The following is a 17210-nucleotide window of genomic DNA, read 5'->3' on the forward strand; positions in this document are numbered from 1 at the left end:
TCATGAAAAATATTTGTGACTGGAATAATTGTAATGAAATAGGTGAATATAAGGCGCCAGTCGAAAAAGATAATAGCAGAAAATTTAGAATGCTTTGCCTTGAGCATGTAAAAGAATTTAATAAAAATTGGAACTATTTTTCAGGAATGAATGATGATCAAGTAATGGATTTTTTAAAATCTGACATGACTTGGCACAAACCTACACAAAGCTTTAGCTCTTCAGATAATTTTTTCAAAGTATTATGGAATACAACTTTGAGAGATGAGTTAGATAAAGAAAAAATAAATGGAGAATATAATCATATGCGTCAATTTAAATTTGATCATAAAGATATAAAAGCTTTTGGTATATTAGGGGTTTCTGTGGGTTTAAATTGGAAGAAAATACAAGATAAATTCAAATTACTTGTGAAAAAATTTCACCCTGATATGAATTCTGGAAATAAAAAATACGAGGAAAAACTTAAACTTATAACACTGGCTTACACCCAATTAAAAAATACCTATAGAGAAAAAATTGACACCAAATCTTAACACAGAACCAGATATTAAAGTTTCATTAAAACAAACTTTTGGGATTGACTCAGAAATGGAAGTTGACGCATTTTCAAAAAAAAATGAATACGTTCCTGAAATTGATAAAAACTACAAGTTCGATAGAGATACTACTTTAGCCATTATTTCAGGATTTGCGTTTAATAAGAGAGTTTTAGTTCAAGGATATCATGGCACTGGAAAATCTACTCACATTGAGCAAATAGCTGCAAGATTAAATTGGCCCTGTATCCGTGTAAATTTAGATAGTCATGTAAGTAGAATTGATTTGATTGGAAAAGATGCGATCGTTCTTAAAGATGGCAAACAAGTAACTCAATTTAACGAGGGTATTTTACCATGGTCTATACAAAATCCAGTTGCACTTGTTTTTGATGAATATGATGCAGGTAGACCTGATGTAATGTTTGTAATTCAAAGAGTTTTAGAGGCTGAGGGTAATTTTACATTACTAGATAAAAACAAAGTAATTAAACAAAATAAATTTTTTAGATTATTTGCTACTTCAAATACTGTGGGACTGGGTGATACGACAGGTCTTTATCATGGTACACAGCAAATTAACCAAGGTCAGATGGATAGATGGAATATTGTTACAACATTAAATTATCTTAGCCTAGATAGAGAAATGGATATTGTGTTGTCCAAAAATAAAAATCTAAATAATGCAAAAGGTAAAGAAAAAGTTGCCAATATGATAAAAGTTGCATCCCTAACACGTAAAGGATTTATAGCAGGGGATATTTCAACGGTAATGAGTCCTAGAACTGTGTTGCATTGGGCTGAAAATTCTGAAATTTTTAAAGACACTGGTTACGCTTTTAGAGTAACTTTTCTAAATAAATGCGACGATATAGAGAAAAATACTATCGCAGAATATTATCAAAGATGTTTTGGAGAAGAATTGCCAGAGTCCTTGGTTAATATTCAAATTTAAATGAGCTCTAAACAATCAAACTTAAAAGAAAAATTCAGAATTGCTTTAAATTCAACAGCAAAAGTAATTTCTGATGATTTTGATTTAAATAAAAAAAACTTTGAAGAAAAAAAAGCTAAAGATATTATTTCATTAGAAATCGATAATCTTACTAATCCAAGCGACTTTATAAGACTACGTGCAGAGACTGACTCAAGTGCCCTTAAAAAAAAATTTTCTAGTGAGTTAATTTATAAAAAAAACTTACCTAGCAACAATTCATCTAGATCACTTTATAATATTGCTGAAAAAATTAGATATGAGGTCTTGGGTGGTCAAATGCTTAAAGGTATAGAAAAAAACTTACATGAAAACTATTCACAAATAATTAATCGTAAAAGGAAAGATCAATTAAAAACAAAAGAGGATGTACCTGTGGCAGAGGCTTTTGAATTATATATGCTAAAAAACTTTCATAAAATAAAGTTAAATGCTCTAACTTCTAGAATGTTAAATTTTTGGGAAAAAGATTTTGAAAATTCTATTGAAAAACACAAGGAATTTTTGATGAATAATCTAGAGGATCAAAATACTTACTCTTCAAAATTTTCTCAAATATTGGAAGAAATGGATATTTTTCAAAGTGATGAAGATAACGAAAAAGAGGAAGAAAATCAGGATCAGGGGCAAGACAATCCTTCAAATGATGATCAAAACAGTGATAAAGATGATAACAAAGATGAAAACAATGACCAGGAAACTCAAGCCTCTCTAGACGCTGACTATAGCATTGATGAATTTAACTTAGATGAACAGCTCAACGAAGTTGAATCTGATGAACAAAGTCCAGAACAAATAGTAAAAAAAAATATAGATAATATAAATCTTGATTATAGAATTTTTACTACACAGTATGATGAAATAGTAAAAGCTGAGAATTTAGAAAATGCTGATGAAGCAACTAAACTAAGAAAAAGTTTAGATCAACAGCTAATTGGTTTCCAAGATGTTATAACAAAATTAGCAAATAAACTTCAAAGACAATTGCTTGCAAAACAAAATAGAGCTTGGGAATTTGATTTAGAAGAAGGATTATTAGATAGCTCTAAACTTCCAAGAATTATAATGGACCCTTATAATTCTTTATCTTTTAAAAAAGAAAAGGACTTAGATTTTAAAGACACAGTAGTAACTTTATTGATCGATAATTCTGGATCTATGAGAGGAAGACCAATTACTATTGCAGCAATATGTGCGGATATTTTATCTAGAACTCTAGAAAGATGCTCAGTTAAAGTTGAAATTTTAGGTTTCACAACAAAAAACTGGAAAGGTGGACAAAGTAGAGAGCTTTGGACAAAAAATTCAAAACCTAAAACACCAGGTAGATTAAATGATTTAAGGCATATTATATACAAAGGTGCAGATACTCATTGGAGACAAGCAAAAAATAATTTGGGACTGATGCTTAAAGAAGGTTTGCTTAAAGAAAATATTGATGGAGAAGCAATATCATGGGCTTACAATAGAATAAAAAAAAGAAAAGAGGAAAGGAAAATCTTAATGGTAATTTCTGATGGAGCACCTGTGGATGACTCAACTCTTTCAGTAAATTCAGGAGATTTTTTAGAAAAACATTTAAAAAAGATTGTAAAGTTTATTGAAAATAAATCTGATATTGAAGTTTTGGCTATAGGAATTGGTCATGATGTTTCAAGGTATTATAATAAAGCTATTAAAATTACTGACGTTAATGAATTAGGAGATGTTATGATATCTCAATTAAGTTCTTTATTTGAAACAAAAAAAAAATATCACTAAATATTAAATAGTTCTTTGTTCTTCCATCTAATAATAACTTCAGCACCATTACGTGTTTTTGAATTTCTACAATTGACTGATGCAAAATTTTTTTCTAATAAGGTTTTTCCAATAAACAAACCAAGACCAAGACCTTGTTTCGACTTGTCGTTAGAATAATTTGATTTTAAATATGGTTCTCCAATTTTCGATATAATATCTCGTGGATAACCATTACCATCATCTTCTATTGTAAGCTCTGTAAATTCACTATCACTTTTTAAATTAATAAAAATAGAATTTTTGGCAAATTTATTTGCATTTCCTATAAAATTTCTTAATCCATAAACTATTTCAATAGATTTACTTATTTTTTTTGGGTTTGAGTCTTGATCAAAATTGAAGATAAACTCCTTTTTGCTTATTTCTCTAAATGAGGAAATAATTTCATTCAAGTAATCTCGAATATTAATATCTTTGTCAATAAATTCATCTTCCTCCACAGGATTTAATGTTAATCTCTTTAAAATTTCATTACATCGCTCGACTTGGCTATTCAATAACTCTATATCTTTTTCTAAATCTTTTTGCCCCTTTAATTGTTTCATTAAATCATGTGCAATTATTGTTATTGTGGAAAGTGGTGTACCTAAAGAATGTGCAGCTGCAGCAGCTTGACCACCCAAAGATAAAAGCTCATGTTCTTTAGCCATTACCTCTTCCATTTTTCCTAATGCCTCTTTTCTTAATCTGGATTGTGTACCAAACGTCATTGCAAAGTAATTTAAAAATACCAAGGCAATAACTAATGATATCGGTATAGAATAATAAAAATAATGATTGTTATGAAAATCACTATTTAAATTAATTGGCAAGTCTTGATAATTAAAAGTTAAAAATACAATTATAATTATTGTTAAAATTACTAACAAAGTATTAGTTCTTAAGCTTAAATTTGATGAAGAAAAAACACTTGGAATTAATATAAAAATTACAAAAGGATTAGTTATTCCACCTGACAAATAAAGAAGAACACCTAATTGTAAAATATCTATAAGTAGAAAGATAAAAGCAGACCTATCTGATAATTGTGTTTTTTTATAAATAAAAATTAAATATAAATTACTTAATACTCCTAAAAATATAACTAGGTTTGACGTAATATGATCAAAACTAGGATTTAGAAATAAATATACAAAATTTACTGCAATTAATTGTCCAACAATTCCAATCCATCTAAGTGTTATATAAGTTGATTTTTTAAAAGAATGATATTTTGAAGTTTCAAAGAACTTCATTTTTAAATATCGAGATTTCTAACATTTATAGCATTTGAAACTATAAAATCTTTTCTTAATGCCACATCGTTACCCATCAAAGTATGAATTAAACTTTGATCCTTTTTCAAATCTTTTGAGTATTGTACTTGAAGTAAATTTCTTGTTTCTGGATCTAATGTTGTACTCCACAACTCCTCAGGGTTCATTTCTCCAAGACCTTTGAATCTTTGAATATTCATTTTTGATTTTTCCTCTTCCATTTTTTTTGAGTAATCTTTAGATCCTTTTTTAATTTTTTTTAAATCCTTATTATTTTTTGTTATATAATCTTCTAACTCCTTCTCATCCTTAATATAAACACCTTTAGTGCCTTTATTAATTTTAAATAAAGGAGGTTGTGCTAAATAAACGTGACCATTTTCAATTAGCTTATTAAACGGCTTATTATTAAAAAAAGTTAAAAGAAGAGCTCTTATATGAGAACCATCTACATCAGCATCCGTCATAATTATTATTTTTCCATATCTTAAATCCTTTAAATCAATTTCTTGCGCTTTTGGGTCCAAACCTAGAGCATTAATCAAGGTAACGATCTCATTTGAAGAAATCATTTTAGACAAAGCCTTTGTTCTTTGATCAGAACCATTTCCATTACCGTTTTTCTTAATGTTAAAATCCTCTACATAAGTATTAAGTATTTTTCCTCTAAGTGGTAAAACTGCTTGATTTGCTCTATTTCTTCCTTGTTTTGCAGAACCACCCGCTGAATCTCCCTCAACAATAAACAATTCGGTCCCTTCTTGTTTCCCAATTTGACAATCAGCTAATTTTCCAGGAAGACCACTTAATTCAAGAGCTCCTTTTCTTCTTACATTTTCTCTTGCTTTTCTAGCAACATCTCTGGCCATTGCTGCTTGAATAACTTTGGCTAAAATGATTTTTGCAATAGATGGATTTTGATCAAACCAAATAGATAATTTTTCATTTACTAATGTCTCTACTATCATTCTTACTTCTGATGAAACAAGTTTATCTTTTGTCTGAGATGAAAACTTTGGATCAGGAATCTTTGTTGAAAGCACACAAGTAAGACCTTCCTTAATATCATCACCTGAAATTGCCAATTTATTTTTTTTAAGTAAATTATTCTCATTAGCATATTTGTTTACTACTCTAGTTAATGCACTTCTGAAACCTAATAAGTGAGTTCCACCGTCTTTTTGGTATATATTGTTTGTGTATGGAAAAATATCTTCTGTATATCCAGCATTCCATTTTAATGAACATTCAAGTTCAATACTATTTTTTTTACCCTCTATATAAATTGGTTTTCTAAATAAGTCGTTTCCATTTTTATTTTGTAACTTTTCTCTCTTTTCATCTAAAAAATCTACAAATTCAATAACACCTCCATCAAACTTAAATTCTGATGTTTTTTCTTTCTTTTGGCTGGCGTCTGTAAAAATTATTTTTATTCCTTTATTTAGAAATGCTAATTCACGCATTCTTTTAATTAGTATATTTGCACTAAATTTAATTAAAGAAAAAATTTCTTTAGAAGGCAAAAAAGTAATCTGAGTTCCAGTATTTTTTGCTTTTCCCACAACCTTTAAAGGAGCTTTAGCTTCACCATTTTGAAATTCTATGTAGTGTTTTTTTCCATCTCTACATATCTCTAACTGTAATTTTTCTGAAAGCGCATTTACAACTGAAACACCCACACCATGTAGTCCGCCTGAAACTTTATAAGAGTCATGATCAAACTTACCACCAGCATGAAGTTGGGTCATAATTACTTCTGCTGCTGATTTTTTTTCTCCTTTATGTATATCAACAGGTATACCTCTTCCATCATCATTTACTGTAATTGTTCCGTCAGAATTAATTTTTACGTTAATATTTTTACAATATCCTGCTAATGCCTCATCAATAGAGTTATCAACCACTTCATAGACCATATGATGCAAACCAGTTCCATCATCTGTATCTCCAATATACATACCTGGTCTTTTTCTAACCGCTTCAAGACCCTTTAAAACTTTGATGGAGTCTGCCTGATATGTGTTTTTATTTGTCATTTTTTTAAATTTTGGAAAAAAATAATTATAACATTTTTTATAAAAATTGCTGATTAATATTAACAAAAAAGCTTTAAAATGCTCAAATAGCCCTTGAAAAATAAAGCTTATTTAATGGCGGAGAGAATGGGATTCGAACCCATGAAAGAATTGCTCCTTTACACGCTTTCCAAGCGTGCGCCTTCAACCGCTCGGCCACCTCTCCTAATTTTAATATTAAATATTTTTAAAATTATTAGTTTTTTTTTTAAATAATAAATATTCATCACAATTTTCTTTATACTTTAATTCTCGTGCTTTTTTACGATCAGTGCTGTAAGTTTCTATTATAGCTCCCAGCTGAGTATGTTTTTTATATATCGACTTATGTTTAAATAAAATTGGTTGTTTTAAAAAAGGGAATGCTGAAATTATATCAACTTTTAATACTTTGTTTAAATAAATTGAAATCCATAGATCATCATTCAGTATTAATTTCTTATTATCCTTTATGTATTTATTATAAAAATTTTTAATTTTATTTAAATAATTAGTATTAATTGTAAATCCATCTGCACCTTGACCAACTTTACAGTCTAAAATATCATAAACACAAAAACTATAAGATTTATCTATGTTCCTTTTAGCTAAATCAAAAAATATTTCTAACATTTGTTTTTTATAAATATGATCATCATCTACTAATACTACAAAATCATATTCTAAAATTTGATCTAGAGAACCTAATAATTTTGTACCAGGACCAGAGTCATTACATCTATTTATTATTAAATTTGAAAATTTTTTTGTCAAATTATCAAAGTCATATTCTGTATTTTTAAATCTATTAAATATATTCGGAATATTCAAAAATATTTTTTCAGGTTTTTTGTTTTGATTTTCTAAGGAGTTTAAAGTTTTTTCTAATGATGAAAATCTTGGTGGTACTGAGGTCATTGATACGCAAAAATTCATAATTTTTTTTTGATTTAAATATCTTTGTTTATTTTAAGAACTCCTATAAATGCCTCTTGTGGAATTTCAACTCTTCCAAACTGTTTTGATCTTGCTTTACCTTTTTTCTGTTTCTCTAAAAGTTTTCTTTTTCTATCTGTTGCTCCACCACCATGAATTTTAGTTAAAACATCTTTTTTGAAACCTTTTATTGTTTCTCTAGCAATAATTTTTCCTCCTATTGCAGCCTGTACTGGTATCATAAAATTATGTCTTGGTATTAAATCTTTTAGTTTTTCACATACCTCTCTACCAGTTTTTTGAGCAAAATCTTTGTGGATCATCATTGCTAACGCATCAACTGGCTCTCCATTTACTAAAATTCCAAGTTTAACAAGATCGCCTTCTCTGTGCTCTATAATTTCATAATCAAAACTAGCATAACCACTTGTCATTGACTTCAACCTGTCGTTAAAATCAAAAACAACCTCGTTTAACGGCAGTTCATAGTTCACAACAGCTCTATTTCCAGAATAACTTAGATTAGTTTGAACACCTCTTTTATCCTGACACATTTTTATAATTGAACCTAAATATTGGTCAGGAGTAATGATTGTTGCTCTTATCCATGGTTCTTCTATATATCTTATTAAAGTTGGATCAGGTAAACTTGATGGATTTTGAAGATCAATTACGTTTCCATTATTAAGATGCACTTTGTAAACAACACCGGGTGTAGTTGTTAATAAATTAACATCAAATTCTCTTTCCAATCTTTCTGTTACAATTTCGAGATGAAGCAAGCCTAAAAATCCACATCTAAAACCCAATCCTAAAGCTGAAGATGACTCTGGTTCAAATGAAAAACTTGCATCATTTAACTGCAATTTAGCTAAACCATCTTTAAGTTTTTGAAACTCAGAACTATCTACTGGAAATAACCCACAGAACACCACCGGTTTACTTGGTTTAAATCCTGGCAAAGCTTCTTTTAATGGTTTCGAGGCATCACAAATTGTATCTCCAACTTTTGTTTCAGATAAAACTTTAATTCCTGTTGTAATAAATCCTATTTCACCTGTTTTTAATTCATTTATGTCTACTGGTTTTGGGGTAAAAACTCCAACTTTTTCAACAATATATTCTTGATTAGTAGACATCATTTTTATTTTCATATGTTTTGAAAGTTTGCCGTCTATCACTCTCACTAATATAACTACACCTAGATACGTGTCATACCAACTGTCAACTAATAAACATTTTAAATCCGCTGAGCTCTCTCCTTTTGGCGCAGGTAATGTTGTGATTATTTGTTCTAAAATATCCTCTATACCCTCACCAGTTTTACCTGAACACGGGATTGCGTTTTCAGTATCAATTCCTATAACTTCTTCAATTTGTTTTTTAGTTCTTTCTAAATCTGATGCAGGCAAATCAACCTTATTTAAAACTGGTACTATCTCATGGTTAGTGTCTAAAGCCTGATAAACATTTGCTAAGGTTTGAGCCTCTACCCCTTGTGTACTATCTACGATCAAAATTGAACCTTCGCATGCATATAAAGATCTACTAACTTCATAACTGAAATCAACATGGCCCGGAGTATCAATAATATTTAAAATATAATTTTTTCCATTTTTAGCTTTGTAATTTAATTTTACAGTTTGAGCTTTAATTGTGATTCCTCTTTCACGCTCAATATCCATAGAATCTAAAACTTGAGCTTTCATTTCTCTTTCAGTTAATCCACCACAACTATGGATAATTCTATCAGCTATAGTAGATTTTCCATGATCAATATGCGCAATTATTGCAAAATTTCTTATATTATCAATTGAACTCATTTATTTATTTTAGGAACGTATTTTAGCTGCAGTTTTATTTTCAACTGTTTCTATTATCAATTTATTAATTTTTTCCAAATCATTATCCGTTAATGTCTTTTCCAATGATTGAATAGTAACGCTTATTGCGATTGATTTTTTATTTTCAGGAATATTATCTCCCTCATAAACATCAAATACTTTAATGTTTGAAATTAAATTTTTATCAATGTTTGATATTACATTTACTAAATCTTGTACGTTTACTTTTCTATCAACTATAAATGCAAAATCTCTTTCAGATTTTTGAAAGTCAGATACTGTATATTTTGTTTTTTGATCTTTCAGAGGTTTTTTAGGTAATTTTAAATTATCTAGAAATATTTCGAAACCTACTAAAGACTCTGTTTTAATATCTAGCGTTTTGATTATATTTGGATGAATTTCACCAAAATAAGCTGCTACCTTATCTTTTCCCTTATTTAAAAATATCCTGCCTGATTTTCCTGGATGATAATAATTAGGGCTTTGATCATCAATATAAAATTTTTCTGAGTCATAACCAGCTTCTACTAAAGTTTGTATAACATCTTTTTTAATATCAAAAACATCAATATTTCTCTCTTTTTCAATCCATGAAAGTCTAGATTTTTTTCCAGCTGACAAACCACAAACAACTGTATTTTGTTCTCCGGGTTGTGAACCATAAAATATTGGCCCTATTTCAAATATTGATAAATCTTTAATTCCTCTATCTAAGTTTTTACTAATATTCATTGCTAAATTTGAAAAAATAGAGTTTCTTAGTACTCCCAACTCAGAGCTAATTGGATTTACAATTTTTATTTCCTTATTGGCTTCTTTAAAGAGATCATTATATTTGGCATCTGTAAAAGACCAAGTAATTGCTTCCAAATAACCTTTGGATGCTACTGCCCTTTGAAGAAAATGAAATAACTTTTGAGTTGGATTTAAAGTATTTTTTGATCTTTCTTTGACAGGATTTTCTATTTTTATTTTTTCATAGCCATTAATTCTTACAATTTCTTCAACTATATCAATTTCTTGAACAATATCTGGTCTCCAAGATGGAACTGATAATTTAAAGAATTTTTTTTCTTTTTTTAATTTAAAACCAAGTTTTTCTAAAATAATTATCATTTCTTTGGTTGAAATTTTAAAACCGGTAACTTTTTCAAATGTTTTTGGTTCAAATTGTATTACTTTATTTTTATAAGATTCAATTTTTTGAATATCTATTTTACTAATTTCACCACCACAAATTTCCTTAATTAAAAATGCTGCTTTATTTAATCCATTTTCAATAGACAACTGATCAATACCTCTTTCAAATCTAAACTTAGCATCTGTATCAATATTTAATTTCTTAGCAGTTTTTCTAATTGATCTTGGATCAAAATAAGCTGACTCTAATAAAACATTTTTTGTATCAAACTCTGTACCAGATCTTGTTCCTCCAATAATTCCTCCTAGGCCTAGGACACCTTTGTTATCGCTTATTACACACATTCCATCATCCAGTTTATAATTTTTATTGTCTAGGGCAGTAAATTCTTCTCCTGATTTTGAATTTCTAATAATTATTCCTTTATCAATTTTGTCAGCATCGTACGCGTGCAAAGGACGATTAATATCAATCATGACATAATTAGTAATATCTACAATTGCAGATATTGGTTTTTGACCTATAGAAATTAATTTATCTTTCAACCATTTAGGACTTTCTGTATTTTTGACATTAGTTATCAAGCAGCTACCAAAAGATAAACACCCTTGATTTTTTTCTTTTGTTATTTTTACTTTTAAGGTCTGTTTTTTATTAGATTTTATTTTTTTATCTTTTTCAAATTTTAAATTTCCAAAACCTGCGGCTGATAGATCTCTCGCAATCCCCCGAACACCAAGACAGTCTGGTCTATTTGGTGTAATGGATAAATCGATAAGATTTGAACTTGGTTTAGAAAAATAACTTTTTCCAATATTTTTGGCATATTTGGATGACGATAGCTCAGTAATCCCATCACTTTCATCTGATAAATTTAATTCAGATTCAGAACAGAGCATTCCATAAGATGTAACATCTCTTATTTTAGCAACAACAAGTTTAGTTTTATTTTTTGGAATTGTTGCGCCTGGTGGAGCATATACAGTAAGAAGGCCCTCTCTTGCATTTGCAGCACCACAAACAACTTTTTTGATTTCTTTATTACCAACATCAACATCACAAACTTTAAGTCTATCTGCATTAGGATGTTTTTCTGTTTTTACAATTTTTGCTATCTTAAATAAATCTAATCCCTCAGATAAGTTTTCTATACTCTCAACCTCAAGACCTATGTCTGTTAGCTTCTCAAGAAGTTTATCTTCTTTGGCACTTGTTTTTAAATGATCTTTTAGCCAATCATATGTAATCTTCATCTGCTAAGACCTCTATAATTTGAAGGAACATCAAGTGGATCAAAACCAAAATGATTTAGCCATCTATAATCACAATCAAAAAACGCTCTTAAATCATTAATGCCATATTTAAGCATTGCTAATCGGTCTATACCTATACCAAAGGCATATCCTTGATATTTAGAGGGATCTACTTTTACATTTCTTAAGACATTAGGATGCACCATACCGCACCCTAAAATTTCAAGCCACTTATCTCCTTCTCCGATAATTATTTTGCCATCTTTCATTTCATAACCAATATCTACCTCAGCGGATGGTTCTGTGAATGGAAAATGACTTGGTCTAAATCTCATTTTAATTTTTTCGACTTCAAAAAATTCTTTAATAAAATAATTCAGGCATCCTTTCAAATGTCCCATATTAATATTTGTGTCAATATGCAAACCTTCTACTTGATGAAACATTGGTGCATGTGTTTGATCACTATCAGATCTATAAGTTCTACCAGGAGCAATGATCTTAAATGGGGGTTCGTCTTTTAGCATAGTTCTGATTTGGACTGGTGAAGTATGAGTTCGTAACAAAACATCTTTGTTTTCATCTAAGTAAAATGTATCATGCATATCTCTTGCTGGATGATTGTCAGGTGTGTTTAAAGCAGTAAAGTTGTTATATTCATTCTCGACATCAGGGCCTTCCTCAACACTAAATCCTATTTCAGAGAAAATAGATGAAATTTCATCAATAGTTTGAGACACTGGGTGAACTTTCCCTCTAACGAATGGTCTTTCAGGTAAAGTTATATCAACTTTTTCCTTTTCTAATTTTTCGTTTATTTTTTTTCCTTCTATCTCACTAATTTTAGAACTAATCAAATTCTGAAGTTCGTCTTTAGCTTGATTTAAGTCTGATGCAAATTTTTTTCTATCAGTCTCTGGAATTGATCCTATTGTTTTAAATTTTGATGAAATTAAACCATTTTTTCCAAATAGCTCAGTTTTGATTTCATTTATTTGATCAATATTTAAATCATTTTCAAGCTTTGATACAAACTGATCTCTAATATTTTTTATCTCTGACATATTAGTAGATTATTTCCTTAAGAAATAAAAACAATAGCGAAGATTAATTTAAAGCCGATTGAGCTTTTTGTACAATTATTTTGAATGCTTCAGGGCTATCGTAAGCAATTTCAGCAAGAATTTTTCTATCTATTACAATACCACATTTACCTAATCCATTGATAAATTTTGAATATGTTAAGCCTTCAGCTCTAACTCCAGCATTGATTCTCTGTATCCATAATGATTTAAAGTCTCTTTTTTTATTTCTCCTATCTCTGTAAGCGTATTGCATGGATTTTTCCATAGCTTGCTTTGCAACTCTAATAGTATTTTTTCTTCTACCCCACTGACCTTTTACAGCTTTTAAAACTTTTTTATGTTTAGCTTTACTAGTTACACCTCTTTTAACTCTTGCCATTATTAACCTCTTAAACTGTAAGGCATATATGACTTAACAATTTTTCCATCTTGTTTTGACAATGTTGTAGTGCCTCTTAGTTTTCTTATTTGTGAATTCGTTCTTTTGATCATGCCATGTCTTTTACCTGCTTGAGCAGAAATAACTTTACCCTTAGCAGATATTTTAAATCTTTTTTTTGCTGAGCTTTTTGTTTTTAGTTTTGGCATAATTCTGCGGACTTATACAAAGAAAGATATAATTTTACAACCTCTATTAAGGCTTATAAAGGTTGAATTACCATGATCATTTGCTTTCCATCAAACTTGGGATGCAATTCTACCTTACCGATATCCTTCATATCTTCTTTAATTTTGCCCATTAGTTCATTTCCTAAATGGGAATGCTGAAGTTCTCTACCTTTAAATCTTATAGTGAATTTAACCTTATCTCCTTTAGCTATAAATTTTTTAGCATTTTTGACTTTAAACTCATAATCATGAGTTTCCGTAACAGGTCTCATTTTAATTTCTTTTAAAGAAACAATTTTTTGTTTTTTCTTTGCAAGATTTGCTTTTTTCTGAGCATCATACTTATATTTACCCATATCCATTATTTTACATACAGGAGGATTTGCATTGGGTGCTATTTCAATTAAATCTAAACCTTGATTTTTTGCCATAGAAATAGCTTCATTGGTATTGATCACTCCAAGATTTTCTCCATCACTTCCTATGACCTGAACCTCTGGAGAAGAAATTCTATTATTTGATCTTGGACCTCTGTCCTTGGTTCTTCTTTGAAAATAATTTTGTTTGAAATCTGCCACTTAGTTTGAAGATGCTTTGTTTAAAGCAGAAAATGTTTTTAAGAATTGATCTATACCCATATTTTCTTGTTTATTAGAGTCTAATCTTCTAATCGTTACTGAATTGGAGTCAACTTCTTTTTTACCACAAATTAATAAAAGCGGTATTTTTGCCAAGGAATGATCTCTAATTTTATAATTTAAATTATGATTTTTTAAATCTACTGCAGAACTTATACCTGAATTTTTAATTTTATTTGATACCTCAACTGCATAATCATTAAATTCTTCTGAAATAGGTATTACCATAGTCTGTAAAGGAGATATCCAAAATGGAAACTTGCCTGCATAATTTTCAATTAAAATTCCAATAAATCTCTCTAAAGAACCAAATAATGCTCTGTGCAACATAACAGGAACTTTTTTAGTTCCGTCTTTGTCAACATAAGAAGCATCTAATCTTCCAGGTAAATTTAAATCTACTTGTAAAGTTCCACATTGCCAATCTCTGCCAATAGCATCTCGTAAAACAAATTCAATTTTAGGACCATAAAAGGCTCCTTCACCTTTATTAATAGTATATTCTAATTTAGAGGCTTTAACGGCTTCAAGCAAAGAGGCTTCTGCTTTATCCCAAACTGAATCATCACCCACTCTTACTTCTGGCCTATCTGCATATTTTAGAATCACATTTTCAAAACCAAGATCCTTATAAATATCTAGTATTAGATTTGTAACAATTAAACATTCGCTAGTAATTTGATCTTCAGTGCAAAAAATATGGGCATCGTCTTGAGTAAAGGCTCTTACTCTTAATAAACCATGTAAAGCGCCTGAAGGCTCATAACGATGAACTTTCCCAAATTCAGCAAAACGTAACGGAAGATCTCTGTAACTTTTTAAGCCTTGATTAAATACCTGGATATGACCAGGGCAATTCATTGGTTTAATTGCAAAAACTTTCTCATCTGGTGTTTCAGAAGTATACATGTTTTCTCCATATTTTTCCCAGTGCCCAGATTTTTCCCAAAGTTGTCTATCTAGTACCTCTGGAGTATTGACCTCTTTATAACCAGCTGCATCTTGTCTGCTTCTCATGTAGTTAATGAGCTTTTGAAATAAACCCCATCCTCTTTCATGCCAAAATACTGAGCCAGGGCTTTCTTCTCTAAAATGAAATAAATCCATTTCTCTACCTAATTTTCTGTGATCTCTTTTTTCTGCCTCTTCTATTCTTTTCAAATATTCATCTAGATCTTTTTGAGTTGCCCAACTCGTACCATATATTCGTTGCAACATTTCATTATTAGAGTCTCCTCTCCAATATGCTCCAGATACTTTTGTAAGTTTAAAATATTTTCCTATTTTACCAGTAGAGGAAAGGTGTGGACCTCTACATAAATCATGCCATTCTCCATGAAAATAAATTGATACATCTTCGTTTTCAGGTATTGCTTCAATCAACTCAGCTTTATAAATTTCTCCTTTTTTTTTAAAATGGCTAATTGCTTTGTTTCTTTCCCAAACCTCTCTTTTTGTTATTTCATTCCTATCAACAATCTCTTTCATTTTATTTTCAATTTTAACTAAATCATCCTCTGTGAATGGTTCTTTTCTAGCAAAGTCGTAATAAAATCCATTTTCAATCACGGGTCCAATTGTAACTTGTGTTCCAGGAAATAATTCTTGAACAGCCATAGCTAAAATATGAGCTGTGTCATGTCTTATAGTTTCCAAGCCCTCAGGATTTTTTGAGGTAAAAATTTTTACAGAACAATCATTTTCAATTAGAAAATCAAGATCTTTAAGCTCACCATCAACACTCATGACCATGGCTTGTTTAGCTAATGATTTACTAATTTTATCAGCTACTTCCTGTCCAGTAACTTTATTAGGAAAATCAATATTGTTTCCGTCAGGTAATGTTATTATCGGCATTTAATTTAATAATCTCTTATACTCTGAATAAGTAGAAAAGCACATTTTTTCAACATTAAATTTTTGAACTATGTTTTTTCTTCCCTCATTACCAATTGATTTTAATAGAGTTTCATCCATGTTAAGAGTTTTTAAGATTTTATTACTTAATGATTTAGCATTTCCTGCTTCGTATAAAAAACCAGTTTTTTCATCAATTATTGTTTCATTAGAACCTCCAATGTTACTTGCTATAATTGGTTTTTCCATCGATTGTGCTTCTACAGCAACTCTACCAAAAGCCTCTGGTTCGGTTGAGGCCGAAATGATAATATCAGAAACTTTATAAGCTAATGCCATATCCTTACAATGATCTATAAACCTTATTTGTTTAGACAGTCGATATTGCTCTGCAAGTCTTATTAATTTTTTCTTATATAAATCTCTACCTTGATCACTACCTAGAATGACAGCATAAAAAGCTTCATAACCCAGTTCGATATTCACTAAATTAATTGCCTCTATAAAAACTTCCTGTCCTTTCCAGGAAGTTAATCTACCGGGTAAAAGTATAATTTTTTTATCTTTTTCAATGTCCCATTTTTTTAATAATTTTTTTTCATCAATTTCAATTTTTGTTGTTGGGTCAAAGTAGTCAACATTAATTCCTCTAAAAATAACCATTAATTTTTTTTTCTCATTTAAATATTTTGAATAATTTTTTTTAATATGAGAGAAAATAAAATTAGATCCTGCAATTATTAAATCTGCTCTAGTCATTACTGAATTATAAATTTTTTTTATATTACTCTTAAAATTGTATGTTCCGTGAAATGTAGTTACAAATTTTCGTCCTGTGATTTTTGTTGCTAACAAACATGACCAAGCAGGCGCTCTGCTTCTTGCGTGAACAAGAGAAATATTATAAACTAAAATTATTCCAATTAAGATAAATGAATTAATTAAAATTAATAAAGGATTTTTACTCTGTACCGGAAGTCTAAATACCTTAACTTTTTTTCTATCTACAAATTTAAGTAATTCACCACCACTTGTAACAATAAATGATTTACAATTATTTTCTGGTAAATAATGCGCAATATCATAACAACCTGTTTCGGCTCCTCCGTAACCTAACTTTGGAATTACTTGTAAAACTTTTAAATCAGATGACATTTGATATGATTATATATTAATAGACAAAACTTATAAACGA

Annotated in this window: 14 protein-coding genes and 1 tRNA gene; 3 read left to right on the forward strand and 12 right to left on the reverse strand. The window is 29.4% G+C overall.

Features of this window, described 5'->3' with window-relative positions; translation table 11 throughout:
* Positions 1 to 2: 2 nt before the first annotated feature.
* From ACTT9Y_RS05195 to ACTT9Y_RS05205, 3 genes are read left to right on the forward strand one after another with little or no spacing between them, the layout of a single operon-like run.
* Complete coding sequence (locus ACTT9Y_RS05195; RefSeq protein WP_440925977.1) at positions 3 to 536, forward strand: J domain-containing protein; 534 nt, start codon at positions 3 to 5, stop codon at positions 534 to 536.
* Complete coding sequence (gene cobS, locus ACTT9Y_RS05200; RefSeq protein WP_075484811.1) at positions 520 to 1494, forward strand: cobaltochelatase subunit CobS; 975 nt, start codon at positions 520 to 522, stop codon at positions 1492 to 1494. The genes ACTT9Y_RS05195 and cobS overlap by 17 nt, the downstream gene beginning before the upstream one ends.
* Entirely contained in the window at positions 1495 to 3294 is a 1800-nt protein-coding gene (locus tag ACTT9Y_RS05205; protein ID WP_440933334.1) for a cobaltochelatase CobT-related protein, read from the forward strand.
* Here ACTT9Y_RS05205 and ACTT9Y_RS05210 read toward each other — a convergent pair.
* The 12 genes from ACTT9Y_RS05210 to ACTT9Y_RS05265 form a co-directional block, all read right to left on the reverse strand.
* A complete protein-coding gene (locus ACTT9Y_RS05210; RefSeq protein WP_440933335.1) occupies positions 3291 to 4571 on the reverse strand; it encodes an ActS/PrrB/RegB family redox-sensitive histidine kinase in 1281 nt (426 codons plus the stop codon). The two genes, ACTT9Y_RS05205 and ACTT9Y_RS05210, sit on opposite strands and share 4 nt — an antisense overlap.
* 2 nt (positions 4572 to 4573) lie before the next feature.
* Positions 4574 to 6631: a DNA gyrase subunit B gene (locus ACTT9Y_RS05215; protein WP_440933336.1), complete on the reverse strand. Its 2058-nt coding sequence runs from the start codon at positions 6629 to 6631 to the stop codon at positions 4574 to 4576.
* Between the two features lie 115 nt (positions 6632 to 6746).
* Positions 6747 to 6836, reverse strand: a tRNA-Ser gene (locus ACTT9Y_RS05220).
* A gap of 11 nt (positions 6837 to 6847) precedes the next feature.
* On the reverse strand, positions 6848 to 7585 hold the full coding sequence (locus tag ACTT9Y_RS05225; protein ID WP_440933337.1) for a hypothetical protein: 738 nt from the start codon (positions 7583 to 7585) through the stop codon (positions 6848 to 6850).
* Between the two features lie 14 nt (positions 7586 to 7599).
* On the reverse strand, positions 7600 to 9408 hold the full coding sequence (gene lepA, locus ACTT9Y_RS05230) for a translation elongation factor 4 (protein ID WP_440933338.1): 1809 nt from the start codon (positions 9406 to 9408) through the stop codon (positions 7600 to 7602).
* Between the two features lie 9 nt (positions 9409 to 9417).
* Positions 9418 to 11826, reverse strand: a complete 2409-nt coding sequence (pheT, locus tag ACTT9Y_RS05235; protein WP_440933339.1) for a phenylalanine--tRNA ligase subunit beta — start codon at positions 11824 to 11826, stop codon at positions 9418 to 9420.
* The gene (gene pheS, locus ACTT9Y_RS05240) at positions 11823 to 12890 is read right to left on the reverse strand and encodes a phenylalanine--tRNA ligase subunit alpha (protein ID WP_440933340.1); all 1068 of its coding nucleotides are present in this window, start codon (positions 12888 to 12890) and stop codon (positions 11823 to 11825) included. The genes pheT and pheS overlap by 4 nt, the downstream gene beginning before the upstream one ends.
* Positions 12891 to 12933: 43 nt before the next feature.
* Positions 12934 to 13290 carry a 50S ribosomal protein L20 gene (gene rplT, locus ACTT9Y_RS05245; protein ID WP_440933341.1) on the reverse strand — a complete coding sequence of 119 codons (357 nt, stop codon included), beginning with the start codon at positions 13288 to 13290 and terminating at the stop codon, positions 12934 to 12936.
* 2 nt (positions 13291 to 13292) lie between these two features.
* Positions 13293 to 13499, reverse strand: coding sequence for a 50S ribosomal protein L35 (gene rpmI / locus ACTT9Y_RS05250; RefSeq protein ID WP_023854436.1), 207 nt, complete (start codon positions 13497 to 13499; stop codon positions 13293 to 13295).
* 53 nt (positions 13500 to 13552) lie between these two features.
* Entirely contained in the window at positions 13553 to 14098 is a 546-nt protein-coding gene (gene infC / locus ACTT9Y_RS05255) for a translation initiation factor IF-3 (RefSeq protein ID WP_440933342.1), read from the reverse strand.
* On the reverse strand, positions 14099 to 16015 hold the full coding sequence (thrS, locus tag ACTT9Y_RS05260) for a threonine--tRNA ligase (protein ID WP_440933343.1): 1917 nt from the start codon (positions 16013 to 16015) through the stop codon (positions 14099 to 14101). It abuts the gene before it with no gap.
* The gene (locus tag ACTT9Y_RS05265; RefSeq protein WP_440933344.1) at positions 16016 to 17170 is read right to left on the reverse strand and encodes a glycosyltransferase family 4 protein; all 1155 of its coding nucleotides are present in this window, start codon (positions 17168 to 17170) and stop codon (positions 16016 to 16018) included.
* Between the last annotated feature and the right edge of the window lie 40 nt (positions 17171 to 17210).

Origin of the sequence: Candidatus Pelagibacter sp., assembly GCF_052049995.1 — a bacterium.
GTDB lineage: Bacteria > Pseudomonadota > Alphaproteobacteria > Pelagibacterales > Pelagibacteraceae > Pelagibacter.

Excerpts from the sequence above, each read along its gene's own strand:
- ACTT9Y_RS05195 (WP_440925977.1), top strand. The coding sequence starts at position 3 with ATGAAAAATATTTGTGACTGGAATAATTGTAATGAAATAGGTGAATAT.
- ACTT9Y_RS05205 (WP_440933334.1), top strand. The coding sequence starts at position 1,495 with ATGAGCTCTAAACAATCAAACTTAAAAGAAAAATTCAGAATTGCTTTA.
- ACTT9Y_RS05210 (WP_440933335.1), bottom strand. The coding sequence starts at position 4,571 with ATGAAGTTCTTTGAAACTTCAAAATATCATTCTTTTAAAAAATCAACT.
- ACTT9Y_RS05215 (WP_440933336.1), bottom strand. The coding sequence starts at position 6,631 with ATGACAAATAAAAACACATATCAGGCAGACTCCATCAAAGTTTTAAAG.
- ACTT9Y_RS05225 (WP_440933337.1), bottom strand. The coding sequence starts at position 7,585 with ATGAATTTTTGCGTATCAATGACCTCAGTACCACCAAGATTTTCATCA.
- lepA (WP_440933338.1), bottom strand. The coding sequence starts at position 9,408 with ATGAGTTCAATTGATAATATAAGAAATTTTGCAATAATTGCGCATATT.
- pheT (WP_440933339.1), bottom strand. The coding sequence starts at position 11,826 with ATGAAGATTACATATGATTGGCTAAAAGATCATTTAAAAACAAGTGCC.
- pheS (WP_440933340.1), bottom strand. The coding sequence starts at position 12,890 with ATGTCAGAGATAAAAAATATTAGAGATCAGTTTGTATCAAAGCTTGAA.
- rplT (WP_440933341.1), bottom strand. The coding sequence starts at position 13,290 with ATGGCAAGAGTTAAAAGAGGTGTAACTAGTAAAGCTAAACATAAAAAA.
- rpmI (WP_023854436.1), bottom strand. The coding sequence starts at position 13,499 with ATGCCAAAACTAAAAACAAAAAGCTCAGCAAAAAAAAGATTTAAAATA.
- thrS (WP_440933343.1), bottom strand. The coding sequence starts at position 16,015 with ATGCCGATAATAACATTACCTGACGGAAACAATATTGATTTTCCTAAT.
- ACTT9Y_RS05265 (WP_440933344.1), bottom strand. The coding sequence starts at position 17,170 with ATGTCATCTGATTTAAAAGTTTTACAAGTAATTCCAAAGTTAGGTTAC.